This is a genomic window from Ruegeria sp. CG1, from assembly GCF_056537265.1.
The window spans coordinates 466,569-493,568 of sequence record NZ_JBQFRF010000003.1; the positions used below are offsets into that span (position 1 = coordinate 466,569).

At 57.9% G+C, this 27,000-nt stretch carries 27 protein-coding genes; 7 read left to right on the top strand and 20 right to left on the bottom strand.

What is annotated here, in order from left to right; translation table 11 throughout:
* Positions 1–6: 6 nt before the first annotated feature.
* From ACR0AU_RS11815 to ACR0AU_RS11835, 5 genes are all read right to left on the bottom strand, one after another.
* Positions 7–645, bottom strand: coding sequence for a glutathione S-transferase (locus tag ACR0AU_RS11815; RefSeq protein WP_170420898.1), 639 nt, complete (start codon positions 643–645; stop codon positions 7–9).
* Positions 646–676: 31 nt separating this feature from the next.
* Positions 677–889, bottom strand: coding sequence for a hypothetical protein (locus ACR0AU_RS11820; protein ID WP_170391916.1), 213 nt, complete (start codon positions 887–889; stop codon positions 677–679).
* Positions 890–942: 53 nt separating this feature from the next.
* Complete coding sequence (locus ACR0AU_RS11825; RefSeq protein ID WP_170512231.1) at positions 943–2,724, bottom strand: acyl-CoA dehydrogenase C-terminal domain-containing protein; 1,782 nt, start codon at positions 2,722–2,724, stop codon at positions 943–945.
* A 38-nt stretch (positions 2,725–2,762) separates the two neighbouring features.
* Positions 2,763–3,164, bottom strand: a complete 402-nt coding sequence (locus ACR0AU_RS11830) for a MerR family transcriptional regulator (protein ID WP_039536426.1) — start codon at positions 3,162–3,164, stop codon at positions 2,763–2,765.
* Between the two features lie 172 nt (positions 3,165–3,336).
* Positions 3,337–3,705, bottom strand: a complete 369-nt coding sequence (locus tag ACR0AU_RS11835) for a MerR family transcriptional regulator (protein ID WP_170391912.1) — start codon at positions 3,703–3,705, stop codon at positions 3,337–3,339.
* 117 nt (positions 3,706–3,822) lie between these two features.
* Between ACR0AU_RS11835 and ACR0AU_RS11840 the strand changes: the two genes are divergently transcribed.
* From ACR0AU_RS11840 to ACR0AU_RS11850, 3 genes are read left to right on the top strand one after another with little or no spacing between them, the layout of a single operon-like run.
* Entirely contained in the window at positions 3,823–4,242 is a 420-nt protein-coding gene (locus ACR0AU_RS11840; RefSeq protein WP_010438901.1) for a PaaI family thioesterase, read from the top strand.
* 1 nt (position 4,243) lies between these two features.
* Positions 4,244–4,762: a PaaI family thioesterase gene (locus ACR0AU_RS11845; protein WP_170391910.1), complete on the top strand. Its 519-nt coding sequence runs from the start codon at positions 4,244–4,246 to the stop codon at positions 4,760–4,762.
* A gap of 2 nt (positions 4,763–4,764) precedes the next feature.
* Complete coding sequence (locus ACR0AU_RS11850) at positions 4,765–6,081, top strand: MATE family efflux transporter (protein WP_170391909.1); 1,317 nt, start codon at positions 4,765–4,767, stop codon at positions 6,079–6,081.
* Here ACR0AU_RS11850 and arsC read toward each other — a convergent pair.
* The 4 genes from arsC to ACR0AU_RS11870 are packed head-to-tail and all read right to left on the bottom strand — an operon-like array spanning position 6,078 to position 8,237.
* On the bottom strand, positions 6,078–6,419 hold the full coding sequence (gene arsC / locus ACR0AU_RS11855) for an arsenate reductase (glutaredoxin) (protein ID WP_170420902.1): 342 nt from the start codon (positions 6,417–6,419) through the stop codon (positions 6,078–6,080). The two genes, ACR0AU_RS11850 and arsC, sit on opposite strands and share 4 nt — an antisense overlap.
* Positions 6,416–7,474, bottom strand: a complete 1,059-nt coding sequence (locus ACR0AU_RS11860; protein WP_480795706.1) for a quinone-dependent dihydroorotate dehydrogenase — start codon at positions 7,472–7,474, stop codon at positions 6,416–6,418. The genes arsC and ACR0AU_RS11860 overlap by 4 nt, the downstream gene beginning before the upstream one ends.
* A complete protein-coding gene (locus ACR0AU_RS11865; RefSeq protein WP_480795707.1) occupies positions 7,471–7,902 on the bottom strand; it encodes a DUF1330 domain-containing protein in 432 nt (143 codons plus the stop codon). Before ACR0AU_RS11865 ends, ACR0AU_RS11860 begins: the two co-directional genes overlap by 4 nt.
* Positions 7,899–8,237: a DUF952 domain-containing protein gene (locus tag ACR0AU_RS11870; protein WP_480795708.1), complete on the bottom strand. Its 339-nt coding sequence runs from the start codon at positions 8,235–8,237 to the stop codon at positions 7,899–7,901. The genes ACR0AU_RS11865 and ACR0AU_RS11870 overlap by 4 nt, the downstream gene beginning before the upstream one ends.
* Positions 8,238–8,345: 108 nt before the next feature.
* On the opposite strand from ACR0AU_RS11870, the gene ACR0AU_RS11875 reads away from it, so the two are divergent.
* A complete protein-coding gene (locus tag ACR0AU_RS11875; protein WP_170625323.1) occupies positions 8,346–9,923 on the top strand; it encodes a bifunctional metallophosphatase/5'-nucleotidase in 1,578 nt (525 codons plus the stop codon).
* Positions 9,924–9,974: 51 nt separating this feature from the next.
* Here the strand turns inward: ACR0AU_RS11875 and ACR0AU_RS11880 are convergent, their stop codons facing one another.
* Complete coding sequence (locus ACR0AU_RS11880) at positions 9,975–11,627, bottom strand: tetratricopeptide repeat-containing sulfotransferase family protein (RefSeq protein WP_170776256.1); 1,653 nt, start codon at positions 11,625–11,627, stop codon at positions 9,975–9,977.
* Between the two features lie 151 nt (positions 11,628–11,778).
* Between ACR0AU_RS11880 and mnmH the strand changes: the two genes are divergently transcribed.
* Positions 11,779–12,831 carry a tRNA 2-selenouridine(34) synthase MnmH gene (gene mnmH / locus ACR0AU_RS11885; RefSeq protein WP_170732879.1) on the top strand — a complete coding sequence of 351 codons (1,053 nt, stop codon included), beginning with the start codon at positions 11,779–11,781 and terminating at the stop codon, positions 12,829–12,831.
* On the opposite strand, the gene selD is transcribed toward mnmH, so the two are convergent.
* From selD to ACR0AU_RS11920, 7 genes are read right to left on the bottom strand one after another with little or no spacing between them, the layout of a single operon-like run.
* On the bottom strand, positions 12,822–14,981 hold the full coding sequence (selD, locus tag ACR0AU_RS11890; protein ID WP_480795709.1) for a selenide, water dikinase SelD: 2,160 nt from the start codon (positions 14,979–14,981) through the stop codon (positions 12,822–12,824). The two genes, mnmH and selD, sit on opposite strands and share 10 nt — an antisense overlap.
* 5 nt (positions 14,982–14,986) lie before the next feature.
* Positions 14,987–15,373, bottom strand: coding sequence for a Na+/H+ antiporter subunit G (locus tag ACR0AU_RS11895; protein ID WP_170401276.1), 387 nt, complete (start codon positions 15,371–15,373; stop codon positions 14,987–14,989).
* A 7-nt stretch (positions 15,374–15,380) separates the two neighbouring features.
* A complete protein-coding gene (locus ACR0AU_RS11900) occupies positions 15,381–15,650 on the bottom strand; it encodes a K+/H+ antiporter subunit F (RefSeq protein WP_170391889.1) in 270 nt (89 codons plus the stop codon).
* On the bottom strand, positions 15,647–16,144 hold the full coding sequence (locus ACR0AU_RS11905) for a Na+/H+ antiporter subunit E (protein WP_170392908.1): 498 nt from the start codon (positions 16,142–16,144) through the stop codon (positions 15,647–15,649). Before ACR0AU_RS11905 ends, ACR0AU_RS11900 begins: the two co-directional genes overlap by 4 nt.
* A complete protein-coding gene (locus ACR0AU_RS11910) occupies positions 16,144–17,682 on the bottom strand; it encodes a monovalent cation/H+ antiporter subunit D (RefSeq protein ID WP_480591766.1) in 1,539 nt (512 codons plus the stop codon). The genes ACR0AU_RS11905 and ACR0AU_RS11910 overlap by 1 nt, the downstream gene beginning before the upstream one ends.
* Complete coding sequence (locus ACR0AU_RS11915; RefSeq protein WP_170391885.1) at positions 17,679–18,038, bottom strand: Na+/H+ antiporter subunit C; 360 nt, start codon at positions 18,036–18,038, stop codon at positions 17,679–17,681. The genes ACR0AU_RS11910 and ACR0AU_RS11915 overlap by 4 nt, the downstream gene beginning before the upstream one ends.
* Positions 18,038–20,908: a monovalent cation/H+ antiporter subunit A gene (locus ACR0AU_RS11920; protein WP_170732876.1), complete on the bottom strand. Its 2,871-nt coding sequence runs from the start codon at positions 20,906–20,908 to the stop codon at positions 18,038–18,040. Before ACR0AU_RS11920 ends, ACR0AU_RS11915 begins: the two co-directional genes overlap by 1 nt.
* Positions 20,909–21,128: 220 nt before the next feature.
* Between ACR0AU_RS11920 and ACR0AU_RS11925 the strand changes: the two genes are divergently transcribed.
* Positions 21,129–21,602 (top strand): rhodanese-like domain-containing protein, encoded by a 474-nt coding sequence (locus tag ACR0AU_RS11925; RefSeq protein ID WP_170732875.1) that lies wholly within the window; start codon positions 21,129–21,131, stop codon positions 21,600–21,602.
* Complete coding sequence (locus ACR0AU_RS11930) at positions 21,599–22,414, top strand: PHB depolymerase family esterase (RefSeq protein WP_170391879.1); 816 nt, start codon at positions 21,599–21,601, stop codon at positions 22,412–22,414. Before ACR0AU_RS11925 ends, ACR0AU_RS11930 begins: the two co-directional genes overlap by 4 nt.
* Here the strand turns inward: ACR0AU_RS11930 and mdoH are convergent, their stop codons facing one another.
* The 3 genes from mdoH to ACR0AU_RS11945 are packed head-to-tail and all read right to left on the bottom strand — an operon-like array spanning position 22,415 to position 26,996.
* Positions 22,415–24,286: a glucans biosynthesis glucosyltransferase MdoH gene (gene mdoH, locus ACR0AU_RS11935; protein WP_170563640.1), complete on the bottom strand. Its 1,872-nt coding sequence runs from the start codon at positions 24,284–24,286 to the stop codon at positions 22,415–22,417.
* Positions 24,283–25,782, bottom strand: a complete 1,500-nt coding sequence (locus ACR0AU_RS11940) for an OpgD/OpgG family glucan biosynthesis protein (protein ID WP_480795710.1) — start codon at positions 25,780–25,782, stop codon at positions 24,283–24,285. The genes mdoH and ACR0AU_RS11940 overlap by 4 nt, the downstream gene beginning before the upstream one ends.
* Positions 25,779–26,996: an OpgC domain-containing protein gene (locus ACR0AU_RS11945; protein ID WP_170648103.1), complete on the bottom strand. Its 1,218-nt coding sequence runs from the start codon at positions 26,994–26,996 to the stop codon at positions 25,779–25,781. Before ACR0AU_RS11945 ends, ACR0AU_RS11940 begins: the two co-directional genes overlap by 4 nt.
* Positions 26,997–27,000: the final 4 nt, after the last annotated feature.

The window sequence follows — 27,000 nt, forward strand, 5'->3', positions numbered from 1 at the left end:
TTCTCCTTAAGCTCGATCCGACGGGTTGCCGGGCATCAGGTCGTAGGGGTGTTTCCAACCGGGCTGTTCGCTAAGGCGCGTCAGCCAGGCATCGATGTTGGGCCAGTCGGCGCGATCAAAGCCAAATGGTTCGGGATAATAGAGGTAGCCGCAGCAGCTGATGTCGGCATTGGTCACGCCGTCACCAACGATCCAGTCGCGGCCTTCAAGATGGGCGTTCAGTGTCTGATAAGCAGCCTTGAGGCGACCCTGATTGAACGCGATAACATCCGGATTGCGGTGCTTTTCGGGCAGGAAGTTGATCAGAAAACGAGTCAGTCCGGCCATCGAGCTAAGCTTGTGGTTGTCCCAAAGAACCCATCTGAAAATCTCGTAATTTTCGTCACGATCCTTGCCGCCGAATTTTCCGGATTTCTCGGTGACATAGGCCTGAATTGCTCCGGACTGGCTGGTGCGAAAATCGCCATCTACCAGTACGGGTGCTTCGCCCATTTCGTTCACTTCGGCCCGGAATTCAGGGGTGCGCGTTGCGCCGTTGAAAAAGTCGACAAAGACCGCCTCCCACTCCAGACCCGACATCTCAAGCGCCAGAGCGGCTTTGTAGCTGTTTCCGCTTTCACCGAAGCAATGCAGTTTGATGGTCATTTGGGCGCCCCTCCCAAGGCGTATTGCGCGTTCAGCGCTTTCTTGCGTCCAGCTCGGAGTTGAAGATGCGCAATCTGTGCGTCAGGTTCTCGTGATCAATCACGCTATTGAAATTCTCGAACAGGAACGACAAAGCCTCACCTTCATCCAATCCCGCCTCTCGCGCGAAACCGCGGAGTTTGCGATAGCCATCCTCGGTCATGGCGACGGGAAAGCGGCGGGTCAGGCGAAAGCGTTTTGGCATCTTGTCTCCTCCAAGGGTGGGTTCGGGCTACGACGCCCAAGCCCACACTGAGATCAGAAGTTCGCTGCGTCCAGCGCCATTACCGTGTCCGCTCCGGTTTGGATGCGCGCCAAATGCATGGCTGTCGCGGGCAGGCGACGGGCCATGTAGAAGCGACCGGTATTGATCTTGGTCTCGTAGAACTCTTTGTCCGAGGCGCCACCATCCAGCGCTTCGCGAGCGGCTTTCGCCATCTGAGCCCACATCAGGCCCAGGCAAACATGACCAAACATGTGCATGAAGTCATACGAACCGGACAGCGCGTTGTTAGGGTTCTTCATGCCTTCCTGCATGAAATACATGCCAGCGGCTTGCAGGTCCTTGGACGCGGCCTTCAGCGGTTCGATGAACGCTTTGTCATAAGCTTCATCCTTGCCGGCATTTTCCTTGCAGAAGGTTTTAACCATCTCAAAGAACGCCATGACATGCTTGCCGCCATCCTGCGCCAGCTTCCGGCCAACAAGATCCAACGCCTGAACGCCGTTTGCCCCTTCGTAGATCATCGCGATGCGGGCGTCGCGGGTGTATTGCGACATGCCCCATTCTTCGATGTAGCCATGGCCGCCATAGACCTGCTGCGCCTGAACGGTCATGTCGTAACCTTCATCCGTCAGGAAGCCCTTGATGACCGGTGTCAGCAGCGAGATCAGCCCGTCGGCATCCTTGTCACCCGAGCGGTGCGCCTTGTCGATCATGGTCGCGCCCCACAGGATGAACGCACGTGCGCCCTCGGTGAAGCTTTTCTGATCCATCAGGTTGCGGCGGATGTCCGGGTGCACGATCAGCGGATCGGCCGGGCCATCCGGGTTCTTCACACCTGTTACGTCGCGGCCCTGCAGGCGGTCTTTGGCGTATTCGACGGCGTTTTGATACGCTGCCTCGGCCTGGGACAGGCCTTGCATGCCCACACCCAGACGCGCTTCGTTCATCATCGTGAACATGGCGCGCATGCCTTTGTGCTCGTCGCCCAGCAGCCAGCCGGTGGCCTCGTCATAGTTCATGACGCAGGTCGAATTGCCGTGGATGCCCATCTTTTCCTCGATCTTGCCGACCGAAACACCATTCCGCTCGCCCGGAGTACCGTCTTCGTTCACGATAAACTTCGGGACAATAAACAGCGACACACCTTTGATGCCCTCGGGTCCGCCTGGAATTTTGGCCAGCACCAGGTGAATGATGTTGTCGGCCATGTCGTGATCGCCCGCAGAGATAAAGATTTTCTGACCGGAAATCTTGTAGCTGCCATCGTCCTGCGGCTCGGCTTTGGTACGCATAAGCCCCAGATCGGTGCCGCAATGCGGTTCGGTCAGGTTCATGGTGCCGGTCCATTCGCAGCTGACCATATTGGGCAGGTACGTGTTCTTCTGCTCGTCGGTTCCGTGCGCCAGAATGGCTGAGGCTGCGCCGTGGGTCAGGCCCTGATACATCACAAACGCCTGGTTCGCGCCCGAGAACATTTCGCCTACCGCAGTACCCATCACATAAGGCATGTTCTGGCCGCCATACTCTTCCGGCATGTCGAGGCCAGTCCAGCCGCCTTCTTTCATCTGCTCGAAGGCATCTTTGAAACCTGTTGGGGTGTACACAATCCCGTTTTCCAACCGGCACCCTTCGATGTCCCCAACCACGTTCAGCGGGTGCAACACATTGGTGGCAACTTTGCCCGCTTCTTCCAGAACCGCGCCGGTAAACTCGGCCTCCAGTTCATCATAGCCGGGGATATCCGACTGCGAGACTTTCAGAACATCGTGCAGGATGAACTGCGTATCTTTGGTTGGCGCGTTATAGACGGGCATGTGAAGCTCCCTTAATTCATATGTCCGAAAGGCCGGGCTTATTCGGCGGCCTTCTTTTCCTGTTTCATCGAGGCGATAACCTTTTCGCCCCAGCGCAACTGCTCTTTTAGTTCGTCAATGGCCTGCGTCAGCTCTTCGCGGCGCGATTCCATGTCAGCAAGGCGCTCGCACGCGATTTCATAAGTGCGGGACATCTGGGTCAGCTGCTGGTCACCCACGTGGTACAGGTCCAGAAGCTGGCGGATCTCTTCGAGGCTGAAGCCAAAGCGCTTGCCGCGCAGGATCAGTTTCAGGCGTGCACGATCCCGTTTGGTGAACAAGCGCTTTTGGCCCTCGCGGATCGGAAACAAAAGCTCTTTGGCCTCGTAGAACCGCAATGTGCGGGGCGTGACATCATAGGTCTCGCACATTTCGCGGATGGTCAGCAGATCTTCGGTCATGGTTCAAACTCTCATCACTGGCGTCATGCAATCTGAGTTGCGCAGTCGATGAGCGTTTTACAACACACAAGTGACGTTTACGTAATGCGGACGCTGCGTCACAAAATAGTTGACGTAACATCCAGTCGCGTAAGCAGGGGTTTCGGCAATTTTCTTGCCGTAGGGGAAGGGGCTATTTCAGCAGGCCGACGGTCTGATCGCGCAATTGCTGAAGCGCATCCATTGCTTCATCCAACTGCGCGCGCTGCTGGCGCAGCTCTTCCATTTGACGATCGGCCATCTCGATAAAGGTCGCCATCTGCGCCTGATTGCCCTGATCTTCGTAGATCAGCAGCCACTGGCGAATCTCTTCCAAAGGAAATCCAAACTTTCGACCACGCATGATCAGTTTCATCCGGGCGCATTCACGAGGCCCGTAAAACCGCGATCTGCCTTCACGATCAGGCTGCAGCAATTCGATGTATTCGTAATAGCGCAGGGTGCGTGGGGTCACGTCGAACTCGGCGCACATTTCTTTGAATGACAAACGGGTGTCGGACATTCCGGGTCTCCTTGGCAGCAACCTAGGGCGTCGTTGCGGCAAGCGCAACAGGTGGGCTTGCCCTTGGTGTAAACGCAGGCCCATAAAGGGGCAGGTACAAAGACAGGACCCAACCCCATGGTCGATAAGACAGTTTTAGCGCGCCAGTTCATCGAGGCGATTCCGCACGCCAAGGCCTTGGGGCTTGATCTGACCCACATCGGAGAGGGTGAGGCTGAAATCTCGATGCCCTATAACGAGCAACTGATCGGCGACCCTCGGACTGGCGTGATCCATGGCGGGGCTGTGTCGGCCATGCTGGATACCTGTTGCGGTGCCGCAGTGATGAGCCACCCCTCGGCCCCGGGAGGAACCGCCACCATCGATCTGCGTATTGATTACATGCGGGCCGCAACGCCGGGTCAAAGTATCCGGACCCGCGCGACCTGCTATCACATCACGCGCAACGTGGCTTTTGTGCGGGCAACGGCGACGGATGATGACAGCGACCGTCCCGTTGCCACCGCTTCAGGTGCCTTCACTGTGGAGGGTCGCTGAGATGGCAAGACCTCGCCCAGAACCTATGCAGGTGGTCAAGCAACGCCGTGATGCCGCATTGACCGCGCTGGTCGAAGGTGTGCCGTATATTCGGTTCCTCAATATAACATTCGACCGGCGGGGGGACGAACTGACAGGCGTTCTGAATTTCGATGAGAAGTTGATCGGTAATCCTTTTCTACCCGCTATCCACGGTGGGGTGACAGCGGCGTTTCTGGAAGTCACTGCCGTAATCACGCTGAGTTGGGAACATATGTTTCCCAGGATTGAAAGCGGTGAGATCGGTGCGGAGGACATCCTGACTGACGTGAATATCCGCTTTCCCAAAACCATCGACTTCACGGTCGACTACCTGCGGTCGGGCCTGCCGCGAGACGCCTATGCGCGCGCTTTCATCAACCGCTCGGGTCGACGTTATGCCTCTGTCCGGGTCGAAGCCTGGCAAGACAATCACGCCAAACTCTTTGCGCAAGGTACGGGGCACTTCCTGATGCCGCAATCTCCGACATCGAAAGACTAAGGATGGAGGACGCCTCAGCGCCCATTACCCATCGGCGCGTTTTGAAAATCGCGTTGCCGATCGTGCTGTCAAACGCGACCGTACCGATCCTCGGGGCAGTGGATACCGGCGTTGTCGGTCAGATGGGGCAGGCCGCCCCCATCGGGGCTGTGGGCATGGGTGCGGTGATCCTGTCGGCGATCTACTGGATTTTCGGCTTTCTGCGGATGGGCACCACCGGGCTGGCGGCACAGGCGCGCGGTGCAGGTGACACTGCAGAAACCGGAGCGTTGCTCATGCGAGGCTTGCTGCTGGGCGGAACAGCAGGATTGGTTTTCATTGCCGCGCAGGTTTGGGTATTCCTTGGAGCTTTTGCACTGTCGCCCGCCAGCGCCGAAGTCGAGTCTCTGACGCGCGCCTATCTGGAGATTCGCATCTGGGGCGCTCCGGCCACGATTGCCCTTTATGCGGTGACAGGCTGGCTGATCGCAGTCGAACGCACGCGAGGTGTATTCATCCTGCAGATATGGATGAATGGGCTGAACATAGCGCTGGATCTATGGTTTGTGCTTGGCCTGGGCTGGGGTGTCGAGGGCGTTGCCATCGCGACATTGATTGCCGAGTGGACGGGTCTTGCCCTGGGTTTGTGGCTTTGTGGTGATGCGTTTGGCGGCAAGCAGTGGCGGGATTGGCCGCGTATTTTTGATGCCGCACGGCTGCGCCGGATGATGCAGGTGAATGGCGATATCATGGTGCGCTCGGTTCTATTGACCGGGGCTTTCACCACGTTTTTGTTTGTCGGTTCCGATCTGGGCGACGTGAATTTGGCGGCCAATCAGGTGTTATTGCAGTTTCTCGAAATCACCGCGTTCGCTTTGGACGGATTTGCTTTCTCGGCTGAAGCTCTTGTCGGAGGAGCCGTCGGTGCTCGCGACCGCCGGAAGGTCCGGCGCGCGTCGGTTATGGCGTCTCAATGGGGCGTTGGCGGGGCCATCGGGCTTGGGCTGGTGTTTTACCTGGCAGGGCCCGCGCTGATCGATCTGATGTCGACATCGCCTGAAGTTCGTATGACGGCACGCGAGTATCTGCTCTGGGCTGCTCTGGCACCGATCATCGGAGTGGCAAGCTGGATGTTCGACGGTATCTATATCGGCGCCACCTGGACCCGCGATATGCGCAACGCGATGATCCAGTCAGTCGCGCTGTACGTGGTTGCGTTGTTCGTGCTGGTGCCAACGATGGGCAATCATGGGCTTTGGGCCGCGCTGATGGTGTTGAACATCGCACGGGGCCTTACGCTTGGTTGGCGCTATCCGCGACTTGAGGCACAGATCGCCTAAAGCAAGTCCAGCAGGTTCTCGGGCGGGCGTCCGATAGCGGCTTTGTCGCCCGCGATGGCCAGCGGACGTTCGATCAGGATCGGGTGTTCGGCCATGGCCTGAACAAGCTCCTCATCGGGCGAGGTCTTGGCCAGACCAAGCTCTTTGAACGTTTTCTCTCCGGTGCGCATCATGCTGATCGCCGGGATATTCAGCTTGGCCAGAACCGTCCGGATTTCATCGGCCGAGGGCGCGTCTTCGAGGTATTTGCGCACCTCAGGATCTGCGCCGTTTTCCTGCAGCAACGCCAACCCCGCGCGGGATTTGGAACAGCGCGGATTGTGCCAGTATTCGATCATAGCCAGTCCTCTCGTTTGCTGCCCACCGCCTGAGCGACCGAATCGAAGCCGTCGCGCTCCAGCAGCGTGTCCAACCCCTGTGCGATGTCAGCGGCCAGGGAAATCCCGCCATAGACCATCGCCGTGTAGAACTGCACTGCGGACGCTCCGGCGCAGATCTTGGCATAGGCCTGTTCTGCCGTGCTGATGCCGCCGACCCCGATCAGCGGGATATCTGCGCCCGTCAACTGGCTGAGCTGCGCCAGCACTCGCGTCGATTTCTCGAACAACGGCGCGCCGGACAGGCCTCCGGCCTGATCCTTGTGTGCACTGCGCAGGCCATCGCGAGACAGTGTGGTGTTGGTGGCGATCACCGCGTCCACACCGGTTTCACGGGCGACATCGGCGATGTCCTGCAATTCGGCCTCGGTCAGGTCCGGGGCAATTTTCAGGAAGATCGGGATTGGGCGGGGCAGGGCGTTTCGGGTTTCGATCACACCGCTCAGCAACGAAGTTAGCGCCGCTTTGCCCTGCAGATCCCGCAGCTTTTCGGTATTGGGCGAGGATACGTTGACGGTGGCAAAGTCCAAATGCGCAGCGCAATGGGCAAGCACTTTTGCGAAGTCTCCGGGGCGATCATCACTGTCTTTGTTGGCCCCAAGGTTCAACCCGATCACCGCGTCCTTTGGACGCCGCGCCAGACGCGCGGCCATGACCCCCATTCCCTCGTTGTTGAAGCCAAAGCGGTTGATGGCGGCGCGATCTTCGGTCAGGCGGAACAAGCGCGGTTTAGGATTGCCGGGCTGCGGACGGGGTGTCACCGCCCCGACTTCGATAAACCCGAACCCGGCGCGTGAAAGCGGCAACAGTGCTTCACCATTTTTGTCAAACCCTGCGGCCAGTCCGACGGGGTTGGGCAAATCCAGACCCGCGACTTGGGTCTTCAGTCGGTCCGATGTGACCGGCCCAGGCGTCGGTGCAAGCCCCGAGGTCAGGGCCTTGATCGAAAGCCCATGCGCGGTTTCTGGGTCAAAACGGTGCAGCGCAGCGAGCCCAAGTTTTTCGGTCAGTTTCATCCGAAGGAATCTCCACCCTCTGTCGGTGCGCAACGTATCAGGCGCGAGGTTTCAACGGCGGCCTGCCGGTGTATCACCGCGGCGCGATAGGCAGGGTCGGTCACCATTTCAAGAAATGCGTGGGCGGTGGGGTAGCGGGCGATGAACACAGCATCCCAAGCCTCATCCTGTGGACCGATCAGCATTGTCTGAAATGCGCCGCGCCAAAGGATCGACGCTCCTATGCGGGCGACGATAGGCGCGGTTTCAGACCCGTATTTGCCATAGGCTTGTGCGCCGGTCAGATGTGCGCCGGCCAGTGCGTGATCGGACGGATACTGAGCTGTTTCGCGAAACTTCACCAGATTGAGCATCTCGATAGGATGGTCTCGATCGAGGGCCTTAAACGCCTCGAACTGTTCGCGTTCGGGATCGATGAAGCGTGTCATTCCATCTCCTGCGGGAACTGGTGCGCCTGACCGTCAAAGGGCAGATCGCGTGACCAGACCACATCCGAAATTTTAATCTGGCGGTAGAGATGGGGGAACAATGCGCCACCACGCGAAACCTCCCATTTCAGATCATCGCCCATTGCTTGGCTATCACAGGCCAAGAGGGTCAGGCCCACGACCCCGGCAAAATGCTTGGCAGCGGTTTCAGCGGCCTGTTCTGCGGTTGAGAAATGAACATATCCATCCGACACATCAATCGGTGCACCATCCGAAGCCCCTTGTGCCTGCAGGTTTGCCCATTCATTGGCGCGGAAGATCTTGTAAATCAGCATGAAGTCCTGATGCCCCGCACGACGGGTAGAATCAAGCCGGATTTCCCCCTTTGACTCTTCGCCACGCAACGCGCACCATCGCGCAAAACAATCATAGGGAGTTTCACGATGTTCACCCGTTTTCTGGCTTCGGCTGCGGTATTGGCACTCAGCGCCGGTATGGCGGCTGCCGAATACAAGCTTACGATTCTGCATACAAACGATTTCCACTCGCGCTTTGAACCGATCAACAAGTACGACAGCGCCTGTGGCGACGAAGACAATGCCGAAGGCAAGTGCTTTGGTGGATCGGCGCGCCTTGTGACGGCAGTCGAAGAGGCCCGCGGACGGGCCGATAACTCGATCCTCGTTGATGGGGGCGACCAGTTCCAGGGCTCGCTGTTCTATACCTACTACAAGGGTAAGGTTGCGGCTGAGTTCATGAACAAGCTGGGCTATGACGCCATGACTGTGGGCAACCATGAATTCGACGATGGCCCTGAGGTGCTGCGCGGCTTCATCGACTCGGTCGATTTCCCGGTGCTGATGTCCAACGCCGATTATGCGGATGAGGAACTGCTGACCGACAAGATCAAGAAATCGGCTGTGATCGAAGTGGGCGGCGAAAAGATCGGTCTGATCGGACTGACACCGGAAGACACGCACGATATCGCGTCACCCGGTCCAAACATCACCTTCTCTGATCCAGTTCCTGCCGTTCAGGCTGAGGTCGACAAGCTGACCGGCGAAGGTGTGAACAAGATCATCGTTCTCAGCCACTCAGGCTATGGCGTAGATCAGCGCGTGGCGCAGGAGACCACGGGCGTTGACGTGATCGTGGGTGGGCATTCGAACACATATCTTTCGAACACATCCGACAAGGCCGCCGGGCCGTACCCGACCGTCGTAAACGGGGTGCAGATCGTTCAGGCCTATGCCTATGGCAAGTTTCTGGGTGAATTGAATGTGACATTCGATGATGACGGAAATGTTGTATCCGCAGAGGGTGAGCCGCTGATCATGGATAATGCGGTGACCGAGGATCAGGCCGCGCTGGACCGCATCGCCGAGCTGGCCGTACCGCTGGATGAAATTCGCAACAAGGTTGTCGCGGAAGCGTCAGCTTCGATTGAAGGCGACCGGTCCGTTTGTCGCGTGCAGGAATGTGAGATGGGCAATCTTGTTGCGGATGCCATGCTGGCGCGGGTTGCCGATCAGGGTGCCCAGATTGCGATTGCGAACTCGGGTGGGCTGCGCGCCTCGATCGATCCGGGTGAGGTGACCATGGGTGAGGTGCTGACAGTTCTGCCGTTCCAGAACACGCTCTCGACCTTCGAGATCAGCGGTCAGGGCGTGATTGATGCTCTTGAAAACGGGGTGAGCCAAGTTGAAGAGGTCAAAGGCCGCTTCCCTCAGGTGGCAGGAATGACATTTACCTGGGATCCATCGGTTGCCCCGAATGAGGGCCGGATTGTTGAGGTCATGGTCGCCAAGGATGGCGGTTTCGAAGCTATTGATCCCGCGGCGACATATCTGGTGGTGACAAACAACTATGTCCGCAATGGCGGCGATGGTTATTCTGTGTTCTCGGGTGATGACAAGAACGCCTATGATTTCGGGCCTGATCTGGCGGATGTTACGGCGGAATATCTAGCCGAGAACGCCCCGTATCAGCCTTATCTGGACGGGCGCATCAAACAGAAGTGATGTGACTGGAGAAGCAAAAAAAGGCCGTCTCTCGGGGCGGCCTTTTTTTGGTCAATCGAACCTGTATTCGGGCCACAACGCCTGATCCAGCCCATCCAACATCGGCTGAATTTGATCCGCAACTTCTTGCCAGCCACCAATTGACCCGGTTGAGATTTTCTTGCGCACCTGATCGGTGCTGGCGGTGCGGACTTTCCTGGTATTTTTCTCAGGGGTCATCATCCGCTCATCCCAGTCGATACCGCAGAAGGCGGCGACTTGCTGGATACAGGTTTTGGGGTCGACTACCAGGTCCTCATATCGAACCGTCAGAATACGATCACCGAACAGCTTTTCCCAATGAGAAAGATAGCACCGGTACAGGTTGGCTGAGTGGGCAATCGATTCAAGATTGGATGCATAGCGCATACCCGGTGAGTGAAAACGCCTGATCCATTTTGATAGCCCCACATCCCTTGGATCGCGCAACATGTTGATCACGCGGGCATTCGGGAACGCTGACATTATGAAGCCGAGCCGCTGATAGTTATGTGGCATCTTGTCAACGAATGCAGTCGAACTTTCGGGTAAGGGTGGCATCAGCCTGCGAAACTCTGCTGCACATTCAGCAGCTGCGTCTGCGTCAAATGGTTTGCCGCTCTCTCTGACCTTCTGGGATAATTCACCTGCAATCGTCAGCTCTCCACAGCCGGCGATATCCGGTGTCGAACTAAGCATCATTTCCATCAGTGTTGTGCCTGATCTTGGCTGTCCGACCACGAATATCGGCTTGGGCCCATCGCTTACGCCTGCAGTCGCAGGGGGTACATTCAGCGGAAAAAACGTGCTGATTTCTTTGAACCGTTTCTCTTCTTGCGTACTGTCATAGGGATTCACGTTGTGTTGAATGGCATTGGCCCGCGCAAAGTGGGGGAGCGCCGGGAACAGCCCATCACGTTTGGAGATCAAGTGTGCCTTTGCGAATTCAAGCACCGAGTTGGCGTGATCACTTTCTGAAATTGCGGTGTCGACAGCACGCGCAAGGCTCTCGGCATGGTCATTGTCCACCATTAGAGACATTTGGTAGAGCGCCGCCGCGCAAAACTTGTTTCTCTCAAGTACAGCGCGCAAAATGGTTTTTGAGCCCTCTTTGTCGCCCGTTTGATACAAGTCTACGGCTTTCGACAATGCGATTTTTTCATTTTCAGGTGCGATCCCAAAAGCGCGGGCAATGTCCTGAGAGCTGTGATCGGAGAACCCGACCTCTCCGTAGGCGCGGGCCCGCAACCAAAGCAAATCTGCATTGTCAGGGTCTTTTTCCAGTTTGTTCGTCGTATGGTCGATGATCAGGCGCCAATTCTGTCCCTTGAGTTGTATTTCATCAATGACGCGGACCAGTTCTTTGTTATTCGGGAAGCGTTCAAGTTTCTGCTCGGCATAGGATAGCGCACGCGGAATTTGACCTGTCTGCATCAACGCGTTGGCGAGGTTTTCGACAAATTGAGCATCGTCCGGTTTCATTCGCGATGCTTCAGCAAAGTGTGGAATGGATTGCTTGTACCGCTTCATCTCGGTCAGGACAAAGCCTGCGATTGCTTGGTAATCGGCATCCTTGGGGTGTTTCTTGATGCCAAGCTGCGCTTTTTTCAAGGCCTGCGGCAACTTCCCTGTCTCCAGATCGGCCAATGCTTTGCTCTTGAGGGAATTTGCGGTCTGCTGTGCCATTTGTGCGCACGTCCCATGCCATTAAGAAACCAGTATCGATGGTTCATTACCCAAGCGAAGATGGTTTGCAATGGCTGTTCAGTATTATGGTCTGGTACCTTCAACGGCGGCTTGGGTTTTCTTCCGGCACCATGCGGGATAGACCGTTGATATGGTTTTGAAAGTCTCCAGCCTGCAGCAATTCTACGACCACACGTTTGATACGATTATCGACGTGCGTAGCCCGGCTGAGTTCGCCGAAGACCATATGCCGGGCGCTATCAATCTGCCGGTTCTGAACAATGAAGAACGGGCACGGGTCGGTACCATCTACGTCCAGCAAAGCCCGTTTCTGGCCCGCAAGCTGGGTGCTGCGCTGGTGTTTCGCAACGCGGCAGGCCATATCGAGGATCACCTGAGCCATCATGAGGGCGACTGGAAACCGCTGGTCTATTGCTGGCGTGGCGGGCAGCGATCAGGATCATTTACCTGGATGTTGCAACAAATCGGCTGGCGCGCCGAGGTGGTTGAAGGCGGCTATCGCAGCTATCGCCGACTAGTAAAGCAGTTCCTCTATGATGAAGTGTTGCCATATCGATTGGTCGCGCTGGATGGTTATACCGGGACGGCCAAGACAGACCTGTTGGGCCATCTAAAGGCGCAAGGCGCGCAAGTGCTGGACCTTGAAGGGCTGGCCAATCACCGAGGCTCATTGTTGGGCGAAATGCCGGGTGGGCAACCCAGTCAGAAAGCCTTCGAATCCGCGCTCGCCGCTTCCTTGGGCGAGCTGGATGCAGCGCGTCCGGTGGTTGTTGAAGCAGAATCATCCAAGATCGGAAACCTGATCCTCCCGCCCAGCCTGTGGTCGGCCTTGTGTTCTGCACCTCGCATCCAGATCACAGCACCGATTGCTGCGCGCACCGCGTATCTGGTGTCTGCCTACGATGACATCCTGTCGGATAGCGAACGGCTACGTGATCGATTGTCTCCACTGCGCATTCATCGCGGTCATGAGGTTGTGGATGGTTGGCTGGAATTGATCAATGCCGGCGACAAGCGTGGACTGACACAGGCATTGATGGAACAGCATTACGACCCGGCCTATGCCAAATCGCGTAAGGCGCAGCGTGCCGAAGTGATCGCGCAGATTGAGCCACCGTCACTTGATGATACCGGGCTGTCGGCGACGGTGGCTCGGATCAAGAATGTTCTGGATCAGCTTTGAACACGCAGGCCCGATGTCGCGTCGATGTGACCAATCAGGGCGGCAGGGTAACCGGCGGCGCGTAGTTCCGAGCACACTTGCTCGGCTTCGTTGGCATCGACGGCCGCCAAGAGACCTCCCGCAGTCTGAGGATCGAATAACAAATCCGCCTTGCCGCCGGTCGGAAGGCCTGGGGCGATGGCATGGTTGTCGGTGTAGATTGTAGATCGAATGCCCTGATCACTGAGCTCTGCCGCACCTTCCAGAGCTGGAATCGCGTCCAAAGACAGGGTTGCCCCGCAGCCAGACGCTTCGCATACCCCTTGCAGGTGACCCGCCAGACCAAAACCGGTGACATCCGTCATCGCATGGGCATTTTTCAGAATGCGGGACGCCTCACCCTGCGGCTGTATCATTCGCGCTAAAGCTGCCGCGACCCAGGCGCCTTCCGCCTTGCCCGCCATTTCGGCCGCCATCAAAACACCGCTGCCCAACGGCTTTGTCAGGATCAAAGCGTCATTAGGTTTTGCGCCACCCAGCGTGATCGGTTCAGCATCACAGAGCCCGGTCAGAGTGAACCCGATGGTCATTTCGTCACCCATTGAGCTATGGCCGCCGACGATCTCAGCCCCGGCTTGGTGCATGACGTCGCTGGCAATATGCATGATCTCAGCCATTGTGCGCTGCTGCAACTCAGCTGACATGCGCGGCAGGATGATCGTTGCTGTCGCAGCCTGCGGACGAGCGCCCATTGCCCAGATATCACCAAGCGCGTGGACAGCGGCGATACGCGTCATCAAGGCGGGATCGTTGGTGAAGCTGCGTAAGTGATCCGATGTCATAACCTGTCGCGTGCCACCGGTTAACAGCACCGCCGCATCGTCACCGGGCAGGGGTGTAATGTCGGGCCTGTCGAGCTGCGGCAACTCCTGCAGTGCGGCCTGCAAAGCGCTTCGACCCACCTTTGCACCACACCCGCCGCACAATGGTTTTTCTCCCAACGCCTCTTGCAGCCCTGCTGCGTGATGACGGGGCAATGCGGTGGTGGGCATTTGGGGCAGTTCACGGAACCGGTTCATGAACTTCTGATCGATATGGTTTTTCCATTGCCACATGAGCGGCCCGCTGAACGATGTTCCCAATCGTTCGGCCAGTGCGGATTTTCCGCCCAAAGAGATGAGTTTCAGGTAATCCTTCTGCGGCACGTAACGCCGCATTTTCCCAGACCCTAGCGCGGCGCGCAAATTGTCATACAGTATTGGTGCCTCGCGCACTGCGTAGACCCCTGCCTTGGGGCGCGGGTTCTCGGACAGATGGGCGCAATCTCCCGCGGCGAAAATCACCGGATCGCTGGATTGCAGGGACGCGTTCACTTTAATGAAACCGTCATGCAGCGCGAGGCCGGTATTGGATATCCACTCATAGGGCCGCGCGCCTGCAGCGCCGGTGATGAAATCGGCTGGTATCTGGCGACCGTCCGTTAGCTCGATTTCGCCCGCAGAAATCTTCTGGATTGATGTGTTTTCCAGAACTTCGATCCCCAGTTGCGCCATCGCCCGCCGGATGGTGGCGGATGCCTTCGGGACAGTCGCTGTCAGGGCTGTTGCACTGTCGATCAACGTAACCTGCGCTTCACGTCCTTTGGAACGCAGTGCATGGGCCATCGCCATGACTAGCTCTACTCCCGCAACGCCACCACCGATCACGGCGACCGAGGCGCGGCCCGTCCCTGAAAGATAGCTTTGCCACTGCGCGGCGAAGAGGCCGAGCGGCTTGGCCGGAACGGCATGCTCGGCGAATCCCGGCAATGCTGGCATATCCGAGGTGATCCCGACATTGACCGAGGCCACATCAAACGCCACCGGCGGGCGTCCGGGCACATGGAGTTGGCGTGTGTCCGGGGCGATGCCTTCAACAGCGCCCAGTATCACCCGGGCATCAGCAAAGCGGGCCAGACGCACCAAATCAATATCAAGCTCCCACCGCTGATAGTGACCAGCGACAAATCCTGGCAACATGCCCGAATAGGGTGCGGTGGGACCGGGGTTTATCAACGTGACCCGCACGCCGGACAGCGGTTTCATGCCCCATTTGCGCAGCAGCAGCGCGTGCGTGTGTCCTCCGCCTATCAGAACCAGATCGCGGGTTAGGGGCAGCGGAGGTGTGCGCATGGGTCTCAGTTCGTACTGTGGTCCGGGACGTCCTCGACCTGTTCGACCGCGTGGGTGGCCCAAAGCTCATCCTCGCCTGCGTCTGGTAGATCACTGGGTTTTTCATGGCGATGAATGTGCCATTTGGCAATGAACAGGGCCGTGATCGGGGCCGTCAGGAACAGAAAGAGCGTGATCAACAACTCGTGCATCGACAGTTTGCCCTCAAGCAAAACCGAATGCGCGATCGAGGCCAGCAGGACGCCGCCCACGCCCAGCGTAGTTGCCTTGGTGGGTGCGTGCAGGCGGGACATGGGGTCTTTCAGCTTGATCATGCCGAATGATCCGACAAAGCCGAAAATGCCCGATACGATCAGGAAGAATGCGATGAGCAGTTCGAAGATAAAGGTCATGCCACGCTCATTCGATGATATTGCCACGCAGCATAAAGCGCGCATAAGCCACGGTTGAGACAAAGCCGAGCATGGCGATTATCATGGCGGATTCAAAGAAGATTTCGGTCTCGATACTCAAGCCGTAAAGGATAAGCAGAGCAATGGTGTTGATCACCATTGTATCCAGAGCCAGAACACGGGTACCGACACCGTCGGCAGTAATGATACGCCACAAGCACATCATGATCGCAGCGCCGAAGCAGGCAAAAGCAAAGTAGATCGCATAGGTGATCATTCGAAAATCTCCTTCAGGCGGCGCTCATAGCGTTGTTTGATCTGGTCGCGCACCTCTTCGGGGTTCGGTGCATCCAGACAATGAACCAGCAGGTAGTGCCCTTGTGCGGACAAATCGCAACTGACGGTGCCGGGGGTCATGGTGATGGTTCCGGCCAGAACTGTGATGGCCTCGGGCGTGCGCAGTTCCAGCGGGACGCTGACAAAGCTTGGCTGGCGGTCGGCATCGCGCTTGAACAGGATGATCCGGGCCACTGCGATATTGGCCATCACGATATCCCATAAGACTACCAACATGTATTCCGCCACCATCGGCCAATTGCGCAGTTTCGGGCGATCCGGCCAATAGGGCTGAGTGATAAACGGAATGATGATTCCCAATAGCAGGCCAAAGACCACCGAGTTCAAAGACCCGGTGTTTGCCAGAAACACCCACACCAGTGTAAGTAGTGCGGTCAGATGGGGATGCGGAAATATACGGTGCAGAAGCTTCATCATTCTTCCCCTCCCAGCACAGCCGAAATGTAGTCATCCGGCGCGAACAGTTGCACGGCCGTGTTGCTGGCATATTGCAGCGCCGGACCTGCAAACAGTGTCAGCAGCACAAGTCCCAGAACCGCCCCGAACACCGAAGTAAAGGCGAGGCCTGGATAGGGCTCGGGCGCGGTTGGTAGGCCGGCTTCTTCGGTTGGCTCAGGCGTCACATTATGTTGGGCGTCGTGACTTTTCCAGAAGATCAGCGTTCCCGCGCGGGCCAGACCCACGATTGTGACGAACGACCCGATCAAGATCACGGCCCAGACTGCATTTGCATCGGGCGCGCCACGTGAGGCGTCCAGTACCAGCAGCTTGCCCACAAAGCCCGATAGTGGCGGCATGCCAGCCATCGCGATGGCGCCGACAAAGAACAGGGCTGAGATCAGACCGGATTGCGGCATCGGCGTCGAAGGGGCTATGGCTCCGCCACGGCGCTCCATTACCATGTCCGCGACAAGGAACAGCAGGGCCGTCGCCAGCGTCGAATGGAAGATATAGTAGAGCGCTGCCGCCGTCGCGGCCTCGCTAAACAACGAGATCGCAATCAGCAATGTGCCCATCGATGCGATGGCGCAAAAGGCCACCATTCGCGCGATATGTTGCGAGCCCAGAATGCCAATAGCGCCAACGGCCAATGTCAGCAGCGCTGCAGGTTGTAGCCAACTACCGACTAGCCCTTCGGTTGCGGCTACATTGGGCCCAAAGACCAGCGTATAGACCCGCAGGATCGAATAAGCACCGACTTTGGTCATGATCGCGAACAGCGCCGCAACGGGCAGCGGCGCATTTGCGTAGCTTGCAGGAAGCCAGAAATGCAGTGGCAACACTGCGGCCTTGATACAGAAAACCAGTAATAGCAAGACTGCTCCAACCCGCAGCAAGGCGGTGTCTTCGGGTGGGATATCGGCCACGCGAACGGCCAGATCAGCCATGTTGAGCGTGCCGGTCACAGCATAGATCGTGCCCAAGGCAAACAGGAACAAGGTCGAGCCGAGCAGGTTATAGGCGACGTACTGAACACCGGCCTTCAACCGCACTGCGCCACCTGCATGCGTCATGAGGCCGTAAGAGGCAATCAGCAGGACCTCGAAAAACACAAAAAGGTTGAAGGCGTCGCCGGTCAGAAAAGCACCGCAGACACCCATTAGCTGAAAATGGAGTAGAGCATGGAAGTGTTTGCCTCTCTCATCCCAGCCAGAGCCGATGGCATAAAGGACAACCGGCAGGGCCAGCAGGGCCGTCAACAACACCATCATGGCCGAAAGTTTGTCCAACACCATTACGATGCCGAACGGTGCGGGCCAGTTGCCGAGCTCATAGACCTGAACCTCGCCACCCGATGCCTGGGCGGTAATGGTCAAGGCGATACCCAGCAATCCCACGACGCCGGCGACCGAGAAGATGCGTTGAAGGTCCAAATGATATCGCAACACCATAATGATAAACGGGGCCAGGATCGCGGGCAGGACGATCGGCGCGACGATCCAATGGTTCATGCGTCTTCTCCCGGTGCGTCCACGCTATCGCTTGCGCTCATATCGATATGGTCATCCTTCGAGGACAGATAGGCGGACAGCGAGATCATCACGATCACCGCCGTCATCCCGAATGAGATCACGATGGCCGTCAACACCAGCGCCTGCGGTAGCGGGTCGGTATAGGGGACATCTTCATATTTGTTCAGAACGGCAGGTGCGTTCAGCGCCAGCCGCCCGGTGGCGAATAGGAACACGTTCACCGCATAGGTGATCAGGGACAGGCCCAGAATGACTGGGAATGTACGGCGGCGCAGGATCAGAAATATCCCGGCGGCGGTCATGACGCCGACTGCAGAGGCTACGAGCGCTTCCATCAGGCCTGCTCCTTCTCGTTATCTTCATCCTGAGGGCTATCCCGCAGCGGGTTGATATCCATCGGGAATTCTTGTGCCATTCCCGGCTGCCACGCGAAGCGCGACAGGCTGTCGAGCGCCAGCATCACAGCGCCCAGTACCGCAAGGAAGACGCCGGTATCGAACAGAATCGCGGTGGCCCATTCGAATTCTTCCAGCGGGGGCCAGTGGATATAACCGAAATCGCTGGTCAGGAACGGGCGTTCATTGAACCATGCACCCAGACCAGTGGCAGCGGCGATCAGAACGCCCCAACCGATGGTGCCGTGATAGTAGAACCGCTGCCGTTCAATCGCCCAGGTATAGCCGCTGGCCATATATTGCATCAGGAAGGCGATCGCGACGATGAGGCCTGCGATGAAGCCGCCGCCGGGCTGGTTGTGGCCTCGGAAGAAGATATAGGCCCCGACCATCAATGCGATGGGCATCATCACGCGGGTGACGACCACCATCATCAATGGGTGAGAGTCACCCGACTGCGGCCAATGTGGTTTACGGTTCAGCAGGTAACTGCGCACATTGGTGCTCAGCACTGCTTCGGTCAGGGCGTAGATGATCAGGGCTGCGATGCCCAGCACGATGATCTCGCCAAAGGTATCAAAACCCCGGAAGTCTACGAGGATCACGTTCACGACGTTGGTGCCACCGCCACCTTTGTACGAATTGGCCAGATGGAATTCCGAGATCGTTGGGAAAGCAAAATCCCGCATCATCAGCGCATAGATCAAAGCGCCTGAGCCGATCCCGGCAACCACCGAAATTGCCGCATCACGCCAACGCCGTGCCGCGCTGCTGTCCCAGGGTGTGTCGGTCGGCAGAAAGTTCAGCGACAACAACAGCAGGATCATGGTCACCACTTCGACCGAAATCTGTGTCAGCGCCAGATCGGGGGCAGAAAGGTAGTTGAATGCCATCGAAACGATCAGGCCAACCACCCCGATCAACACCAGTGACAGCAGTCGGTTGCGGTGGAACCACATGATCGCCAGCGTCGCACCCACCAGACAGATCCAGCCGATGATCGGGATGACCTGAGCCTCAAGCGGTACGCGTGTTTCAACGCCAATGGTGCCGGTGGAGTAGGCGTAGTAGCCAAGCCCAACGACAAAAGCCACGAAGATGATCGCATATCGGCTGAGCACACCATTATGCAGCTCGTCCGTAATCCAGCGGCTGAGTCGGGTCAGCGCGTCGATGATTGCCTCGAAGATCACCTTTGCCTCGGGCCGGGGCAGGGCGTTCCATATCTGGTCGCCGCGTTTGTGCAACGACAGCAGGAACAGGCCTCCCAGCGTCGCGACCACCGACATGTAAAGCGCAGGTGTAAAGCCGTGCCACAGTTTCAGCGAGTAATAAGGCAGCTTCTCGCCCCCGATCACGGCGCTGGAGACAACCGCGACAAGCGGGCCAACGATGGCAGCAGAATAGAGACCGATCAGGACAACCAGCACCACAAGGAACGCCGGCGCCAACCAAAGACCAACAGGCGGGTCATGCGGATGCGCGGGGTAATCGTCCCGCTCGGGCCCAAGGAAGACATGGCTGACAAAGCGAAAGGAGTAGGCCGCTGAAAATAGCGCAGCCAAAAGCGTCAAGCCGGGTACCAAGTAAGGCGAGTTAAGCCAAGTCGTGTGGACCGTCTCTTCCAGCATCATCTCTTTCGAGAGGAAGCCATTCAGCGGTGGCAGACCGGCCATCGACAGGGCAGCGATGGTGCCGATAGTAAACGTGATCGGCATCAGATGCCGCAAACCACCCAGCCGTTTGACATCGCGTGTGCCGGTCTCGTGGTCCACGATCCCGGCGGTCATGAACAAGGCCGCCTTGAACGTCGCGTGGTTGATGATGTGGAAGACGGCTGCAACAGCAGCGATCGTCGTGCCAAAGCCCAGTAGCATCGTAACGAGACCCAGATGGGACACCGTCGAAAACGCCAACAGCGCCTTTAGGTCATCCTTGAACAGCGCAATCACGGCACCCAGCAGCATGGTGATCAAACCGGTAGTGGCGACGATGTAGAACCACGCATCCGTACCCGCCAGAACCGGCCACATCCGGGCCATCAGGAACAGGCCTGCCTTCACCATTGTGGCCGAGTGCAGATAGGCCGACACCGGCGTCGGTGCCGCCATCGCGTGCGGCAGCCAGAAATGGAACGGGAATTGCGCCGATTTGGTGAAACAGCCAAGCAAGATTAGGATCAGCGCCGGAAGGTAGTAGGGTGAGGACTGGATCAGCTCTTTGTTCTGCAGAATGACACTCAGGTCATAAGATCCCACGATATTGCCGAGGATAAGCATCCCTGCGATCATCGCCAGCCCGCCCGAGCCGGTCACGGCCAAAGCCATACGCGCGCCTTGACGACCCTCGGGCAGGTGCTTCCAGTAACCGATCAGCAAGAATGAACTGAGCGACGTAAGTTCCCAGAATATTAGCAGAAGCAGGATATTGTCAGACAGAACAATTCCCACCATCGCGCCCTGAAACAGCAGCAGATAGGTATAGAATTGCCCCATCGGATCCTCGCGCGACAAGTAGAATCGTGCGTAGAGGATGATCAGAAGACCGATGCCCAGGATCAGCAAGGCGAACAAGAAACCCAGACCGTCCAGCATGAAGTTCGCGTTTAGTCCAAGCCCGGGTATCCAGTCGAACCGCGCGGTCACAACATCACCGCGCATGACGCTGGGAATGTGGATCAGCAATCCCATCAACGCGAGGAAGGTGGTCAACCCAGCCGCTGATGCTGCTGCGTTTCGTCCTGCCCGGATCAGGAGGGCCGGAAAGACAGCTCCGAGGAAGGGAAGGGCCGCGATAAGGAATAGGGACAAGTGCGATACTCCGGTCTGTGCGGTCAATATGACTGAATTGCTAGGGATAATTTATTGACTGTCCGGAAATTGCAAGGTTCCGAAAGGTCCTAAAGCGCACATATTGGACGTGATCTACCTGTGTAACTATGACGCGAACTTGATCTGAGGGTTGGATTTCCTGAAAGCGTCGCGAATTGCCATATGATAATACCGATCTGACAATGCAGGAGAGTGCCGCATGGCAGAAGGGAAAGGCCGAACCCGCAGATGGGTCCTATTGGGCGGAGGGGCCGCCATTGCAGCGGGTTTCGCAATCCGCGAATACCGGCTGATCCCGCAGGCCTATGCTGGTGGTCAGATTGCGGCGGCCACCGCCCATCAACAGGCTCTCGACGGCGCGATCCATCTTATCGATATCCGAACCCCACGCGAATGGCGGGCGACCGGGGTCGCCGAAGCGGCCCATCCGCTCGACATGCGCCGTGAGGATTTCGTGCAGGCCTTGGACCACCTGCTCGGGGGGGACCGATCTGCACCTGTCGCACTGATCTGTGCACGCGGGGTGCGCTCGGCCCGATTAAGCAATCGACTGACCGAGGCTGGATTTACCAATATCATCGACGTGCCCGAGGGCATGCTGGGTTCGGCGGCCGGGCCCGGTTGGGTGCGGGCTGGGTTGCCTGTCAACGCTTATGAAGAGGAAACGGGATGAGTGTCAGACACTGGTTGGCCGCGTGCTTTGTTTTTGCCGGGCAACCCGGCCTTGCGGCTTGTGGCGATACCGAGGGGATGTGCGAAACCGCATCAGGCGGATATCACATCGAACTGCCGAAAGCGGAGAACCCTCCGCTGGTTGTGTTCCTGCACGGCTATGGCGGCAGCGCCACCGGTACGCTCAAGAACCGATCCATGGTCGAGCCACTGCTGGCGCGCGGCTACGCGGTGATGGCACCGGAAGGGTCCGAGAGAAACGGCCGAAAAAGCTGGAACTTCTTTCCCGGTTGGGAAGGTCGGGATGAACCCGCGTTTCTTCGTGAAGTAGTGCAGGACGCTGCCGACCGGTTTGATATCGACCCGGATCGCGTGGTGCTGGGCGGCTTCTCGGCTGGCGCGTTCATGGTTTATTACCTCGCCTGCGCTGCGCCGGATTCATTTTCTGCTTATGTCCCGGTTTCAGGCGGGTTCTGGCGGCCACATCCCGAAAGCTGTGATGGTCCGGTACGCATGTTCCACACCCATGGTTGGACGGACAATGTGGTGCCGCTGGAGGGCCGCCTTTTGGGCGGAGGCCGTTTCCACCAGGGCGATATCTTTGCCGGATTGGAAATCTGGCGGGTCGCCAATGAGTGTGCCGATACCAAGCCCAGCGGGTTTTCTACCACGGGCCAGTTTATGCGTCGCAACTGGATGGGATGTGCCGAAGGTAGCGCCTTGGAATTTGCTCTGTTCCCGGGCGGCCATACGGTGCCAAACGGCTGGGCTGATATGATGGTAGACTGGTACGAAGGCTTGCCCGGCGGGTGATCATTCCGCCGGTGTGATCACGCCCTTGCCTTCGATCAATCGCTTCAACTCATCGCGATAGCGCCGGGCCGAGCGTGTAATTGCAGGCTCACTGACATCTTCGCGCATACCAACCATTCGGCGCGCGGTGCCTGCCGATACGCCGCTGAGCGCAGACAATGGGATCGCCAGTGCCAGGCTGATCGCAATCGGGGCCAGCCAGACCGAGACCAGACCGGCGAGGATGCCAACGCTAAGCGCGACGCCGATGATAGTCTCAAGGCTGTGGCACAGGATCAGCGTGCGCAGCCCGTAGCTGCCACCATCGCGCGCTTGCGGGGACCAGCCCTTTTGAATGCCCAACGCGGTGCGGAACACTGCAATCATCTGCTGCACCATAAGTATAGGGGCATAGAGGATCGACAGGATGACTTCGGACAGAAATGAAGTGAAGAATTTCCGCGTTCCGCCGAAATCGGAATAGCGCACACCGCTGAGGGGCAGAGCAGCGACGCCCAAAACCTTGGGTGCCAATAGCATCGCATACATCACCAGAATGATCAGCACATGGCGTGTTTCGGACATTTCTGGCCATTGCGGGAACAGCGGATTGTCCGGGCTGAAGTAATGCAGGACCGAGGCGTCCTTGCCCTGACCGATCAAGGCCCACATCACCAAAAGTGCGAACCATAACGGCGACATCAGATATCCGACCGCACCGTGGAACATATGGAACCGCGAGACTGCGCGGAAGCCGGTCGAACCCAGCAGTTTCAGGTGCTGCAGGTTGCCCTGACACCAGCGGCGATCGCGCATTGCGTGGTCAATGAGGGTTGGGGGTGTTTCCTCATATGATCCGCGTATGCGCGGCAGAAAGCGCACGGCCCATCCTGCGCGGCGCAGCAATCCTGCCTCGACGAAATCGTGGCTCATGATCAGCTTGTCTTGTCCGTTGAGCGACCGCAACTTGGGCAGACCTGCGCTAGAAGCAAATGCACAGGTGCGAATGATGGCGTTGTGGCCCCAATAATTGCCTTCTTGCCCGCACCAGCGCGCGAGGCCTTCGGCAAAGGCAATACCATAGACGCCGTTGGCAAACTGCTGCATCCGGGCAAAGACCGATTGCGCGCCAATAAGCTGCGGATAGCTTTGGATCAGGCCTGCGCCGGGATCGCGGGCTAGCGCATCGGTCAGACGCGAGATCGCGCGACCCGTCATCAGGCTGTCGGCATCCAGCACCAACATCGCGTCCCAGTCCGCGCCCCAGCGGCTGACCCAATCGGCAATATTACCGACCTTGCGATCCGTATTCTGGGGGCGGCGGCGGTAATAGAGTTCAAGCCCCGGTGCCAGCGTGGTCCGCAACGCCTCAACGCTGGCCTGTTCCTGCGCGGCGATCTCGGGGTCGCGCGTGTCGGATAAAATGAACATGGCATAGTGGTGCTGACCACCGCGTTTCTGCAGGTCTTCCAGCATCGTGCGGGCGTTCCCCAGCACGTTCCACGGCACCTCGTTATAGACAGGCGTCAAAAGCGCCACGCGCAACGGTTGCGAGCGTCCTTCACGCTTTGGCTGCTCTTGCCGGGACAGCGAGACCATGCCCAGCAGCACGGTGCAGACCGTGAAGGAAATCCAGAAGAAATTGAACGAGATTAGCGTCAGCAGGATACCTTCGACCAGATTAATCCCTTCGGCGCTGAACCAGTCGGACATGACCCAGAGCAGGCCCAAAGCCGCCGCCATGGCAGGTGAGAAGACCAGCGCGCGCCAGAACCCGACAGAGGGAATTCGACCCCCGGCAGGTACCTGCGCATCGCGGAATCCCTGCGCAAAGTTCTGCGCTGGCATCGCCAGAGGGGCCTCGGGCGGCATGATATGAAGATCGCGGTTCATATGGTCCAACGGTAAAGCCAGACTTCAGAGGCTGGTTGTTTGTCTTTCAGCAACTGCGCGCGCAGTTCCACGTGGTTGCGTTCGCCTGGTTCGAATGAGAACGCCAGCCGCAACCCGCCCGTGTCTGGGTTAAGCTGCAGAACGCCTTCTGAGGTTTCGGCATGGGGCGAGTCGACAAACACCGTGATGGCCTCGGGATCGTCAAGCAGCTCACTGGCTTCGAAGTCAATCACAGCCAAACGGCCCTCGCCGAACGTGTTGTCGCCCATCGCGGTGTTGATCACGCGGGCCATAGGGGTGTGCTGCGGTTCCTCGCCCCAGATCAGGCGATAGGACAGATCAATCTGGCTGCCTGCGGCGTAGGGTTCCATCGGGCGCCAATAGGCGACGATGTTGTCATAAATCTCCTGATCCGCCGGGATTTCGACAAGCGTGACGGTGCCTTTACCCCAGTCTTCGCTGGGTTCGACCCACAAGCTTGGGCGTTTGTGATAATTGGCTTCAAGATCCGCATAGTCTGAGAACTTGCGCTTGCGTTGCATCAGACCAAAGCCGCGGGGGTTTGTGTCGACAAAAGACGAGATCTGCAGGCGAGTCGGGTTCGCAAGCGGGCGCCACAGAACCTCTCCTGCGCCGTTGCGGATCATCAACCCGTCACTGTCGTGCACTGCGGGGCGAAAATCATCGAAACGGCTGTGATTGGTCTGATCGAACAGGAACATAGATGTGCCGGGCGCGATGCCGACATGGGGCAGTTCGGTACGTGGGAACAGGGTGGCTTCAATATCCATCACGCAATCTGATCCGGCGGTAACGTGGAAGCGGTAGGCCCCTGTAACGCTGGGGCTGTCCATGAGCGCATGAACGACCATGTAACGTTGATCCGGTTCTGGACGCTCCAACCAGAAACGAATGAACTCGGGGAATTCCTCGCCATCTGGATCGCCGGTCTTCAAGGCGAGCCCTCTGGCCGAAAGGCCATAGACTTCGTGCAAACCGATGGCGCGGAAATAGCTGGCCCCTTGCCAAACGCAGAACTCGTCTGTCTCGCCAGGACGGTGCATCTCAGTACGCAGGCGTAGACCTGAAAAGCCCAGCGTGTCGTCAATGGGCAGCTCAGGTACGTCTTCAGACTTATCGAACATGGCTAGATCAAAGGCGACCGGCTTGGTCATACCGTCCTCGACGGTCGATACTTTCACTGTGCGTGGAAAATACAGGCCCGGCGTGAAAAAATCGACGTTGAAGGGCGTCTCGGTCTCGTACCACAGCGCGCGATCCAGCCGGAACCGGATTGAACGGTATTGCTGATACGTCAGGTCCTGCCACTCCTGCGGAACCATCTCACGCTCGGCATAATCGCGGCTGGCCAGGTCGCGGGCCATTGCGATGACGTCGTCTCGGCTGAACGGGGTCTCTCCACCTGTGGCATATGCCGCTGGGGCGAAGGCCAGAGCGGTTGATGAGGCGAGAAAAGCGCGACGTGTAAAGTTCATTTCTTTGATTTCCAAGGTTGTGACTTGAACCAGGCGGCCAGATAAGCCACGCCGATGATCATGGCAAAGCCAATCATGTTGGCGATGAACACACTGGCAACATCCCGCCCACTCAGGTCCAGTCCGACGCCGATAAGTCGTGCTGCTGCCATAGAAAATACGAACACCGCGAGCGATTGCTGACCCACTTTGGTGATGATGGTCAGCAGGAACTGCCAGACTTTTGCAGCTGCCCCCTGACCGGTCGCTATCAGGCGACGGCCGTGCTCACCAGCGATAACCCAACCCAGATAGGCAAGCGACAGGAAATGTAGATATCGGAATAGACCAAAGTCGGTCTTGTCGCGAAATTCTTTGGTCACTGGCCAGACCTTGCGAATCTCATCAGCCAGATCAGGGGCTGCTGCATTGATCCAACTGAATACCTTCCACGAGCCGAACGGCATCGAGAAGATCAAAAACAATGCTGCCGCCCAGATCAGAGTTTTCGACACCGGCGGCGCTGGAATCCAACCTCGCATGAACGCAAAGCCGGTGAAGAACAGCAATTGCCACCCGAATGGGTTGAAGAACCACTGGCGCTCTGACCAGGGCTCGGCCGGCAGGTCAAGGTAGTCGAATTGTGCAACGAGCCAGATCGTGACCGAGGCCATGGCGACCGCCCAGAATCCGATACGATATAGCCCCATAAACAGGGGCATCATCGCCAGTACCACCAGATACATCGGTAGGATATCGAAGTAGTTCGGCACATAGGTCAGGGTAAACAGTCCGACGATCTGTGACGCCGGATCGTTGAAGAAATGCTGTAGATTGAGAGAGGAGATATAGTTTTTCTCGAACAGCCCACTCTGGTTCAGGGCCGCCATTGTCATCGCGACAAAGAAGAACAGGCAGATATGCGCCCAGTAGACCTGCCAGATGCGAAAGCTCACGCGTGCGGTGCCCATCCACCAGCCTTTGCGCATGAACGCCCCCCCAAAAGCAATTGCCGAAGCCATGCCTGAACAGAATACGAAGATCTCGGTTGCGTCCGAAAAGCCAAAGCGGGCAGGTATCCATTTGGCCCACGGATCGTTCGGAATATGGGCAATCAGGATGATGAACATCGCGATGCCGCGATAGAAATCCAACCGCGGATCGCGCGTAGCGGCGGGGGCGGCGACCTGAGACGCCACCGGAGCAAAATCAGAAGCGGGCGATGCGGTCGCCATACGG

Coding starts and splice junctions, on each gene's coding strand:
- ACR0AU_RS11815 (WP_170420898.1), bottom strand. CDS start 645: ATGACCATCAAACTGCATTGCTTCGGTGAAAGCGGAAACAGCTACAAA.
- ACR0AU_RS11820 (WP_170391916.1), bottom strand. CDS start 889: ATGCCAAAACGCTTTCGCCTGACCCGCCGCTTTCCCGTCGCCATGACC.
- ACR0AU_RS11825 (WP_170512231.1), bottom strand. CDS start 2,724: ATGCCCGTCTATAACGCGCCAACCAAAGATACGCAGTTCATCCTGCAC.
- ACR0AU_RS11830 (WP_039536426.1), bottom strand. CDS start 3,164: ATGACCGAAGATCTGCTGACCATCCGCGAAATGTGCGAGACCTATGAT.
- ACR0AU_RS11835 (WP_170391912.1), bottom strand. CDS start 3,705: ATGTCCGACACCCGTTTGTCATTCAAAGAAATGTGCGCCGAGTTCGAC.
- ACR0AU_RS11840 (WP_010438901.1), top strand. CDS start 3,823: ATGGTCGATAAGACAGTTTTAGCGCGCCAGTTCATCGAGGCGATTCCG.
- ACR0AU_RS11845 (WP_170391910.1), top strand. CDS start 4,244: ATGGCAAGACCTCGCCCAGAACCTATGCAGGTGGTCAAGCAACGCCGT.
- ACR0AU_RS11850 (WP_170391909.1), top strand. CDS start 4,765: ATGGAGGACGCCTCAGCGCCCATTACCCATCGGCGCGTTTTGAAAATC.
- arsC (WP_170420902.1), bottom strand. CDS start 6,419: ATGATCGAATACTGGCACAATCCGCGCTGTTCCAAATCCCGCGCGGGG.
- ACR0AU_RS11860 (WP_480795706.1), bottom strand. CDS start 7,474: ATGAAACTGACCGAAAAACTTGGGCTCGCTGCGCTGCACCGTTTTGAC.
- ACR0AU_RS11865 (WP_480795707.1), bottom strand. CDS start 7,902: ATGACACGCTTCATCGATCCCGAACGCGAACAGTTCGAGGCGTTTAAG.
- ACR0AU_RS11870 (WP_480795708.1), bottom strand. CDS start 8,237: ATGCTGATTTACAAGATCTTCCGCGCCAATGAATGGGCAAACCTGCAG.
- ACR0AU_RS11875 (WP_170625323.1), top strand. CDS start 8,346: ATGTTCACCCGTTTTCTGGCTTCGGCTGCGGTATTGGCACTCAGCGCC.
- ACR0AU_RS11880 (WP_170776256.1), bottom strand. CDS start 11,627: ATGGCACAGCAGACCGCAAATTCCCTCAAGAGCAAAGCATTGGCCGAT.
- mnmH (WP_170732879.1), top strand. CDS start 11,779: ATGGTTTTGAAAGTCTCCAGCCTGCAGCAATTCTACGACCACACGTTT.
- selD (WP_480795709.1), bottom strand. CDS start 14,981: ATGCGCACACCTCCGCTGCCCCTAACCCGCGATCTGGTTCTGATAGGC.
- ACR0AU_RS11895 (WP_170401276.1), bottom strand. CDS start 15,373: ATGACCTTTATCTTCGAACTGCTCATCGCATTCTTCCTGATCGTATCG.
- ACR0AU_RS11900 (WP_170391889.1), bottom strand. CDS start 15,650: ATGATCACCTATGCGATCTACTTTGCTTTTGCCTGCTTCGGCGCTGCG.
- ACR0AU_RS11905 (WP_170392908.1), bottom strand. CDS start 16,144: ATGAAGCTTCTGCACCGTATATTTCCGCATCCCCATCTGACCGCACTA.
- ACR0AU_RS11910 (WP_480591766.1), bottom strand. CDS start 17,682: ATGAACCATTGGATCGTCGCGCCGATCGTCCTGCCCGCGATCCTGGCC.
- ACR0AU_RS11915 (WP_170391885.1), bottom strand. CDS start 18,038: ATGGAAGCGCTCGTAGCCTCTGCAGTCGGCGTCATGACCGCCGCCGGG.
- ACR0AU_RS11925 (WP_170732875.1), top strand. CDS start 21,129: ATGGCAGAAGGGAAAGGCCGAACCCGCAGATGGGTCCTATTGGGCGGA.
- ACR0AU_RS11930 (WP_170391879.1), top strand. CDS start 21,599: ATGAGTGTCAGACACTGGTTGGCCGCGTGCTTTGTTTTTGCCGGGCAA.
- mdoH (WP_170563640.1), bottom strand. CDS start 24,286: ATGAACCGCGATCTTCATATCATGCCGCCCGAGGCCCCTCTGGCGATG.
- ACR0AU_RS11940 (WP_480795710.1), bottom strand. CDS start 25,782: ATGAACTTTACACGTCGCGCTTTTCTCGCCTCATCAACCGCTCTGGCC.
- ACR0AU_RS11945 (WP_170648103.1), bottom strand. CDS start 26,996: ATGGCGACCGCATCGCCCGCTTCTGATTTTGCTCCGGTGGCGTCTCAG.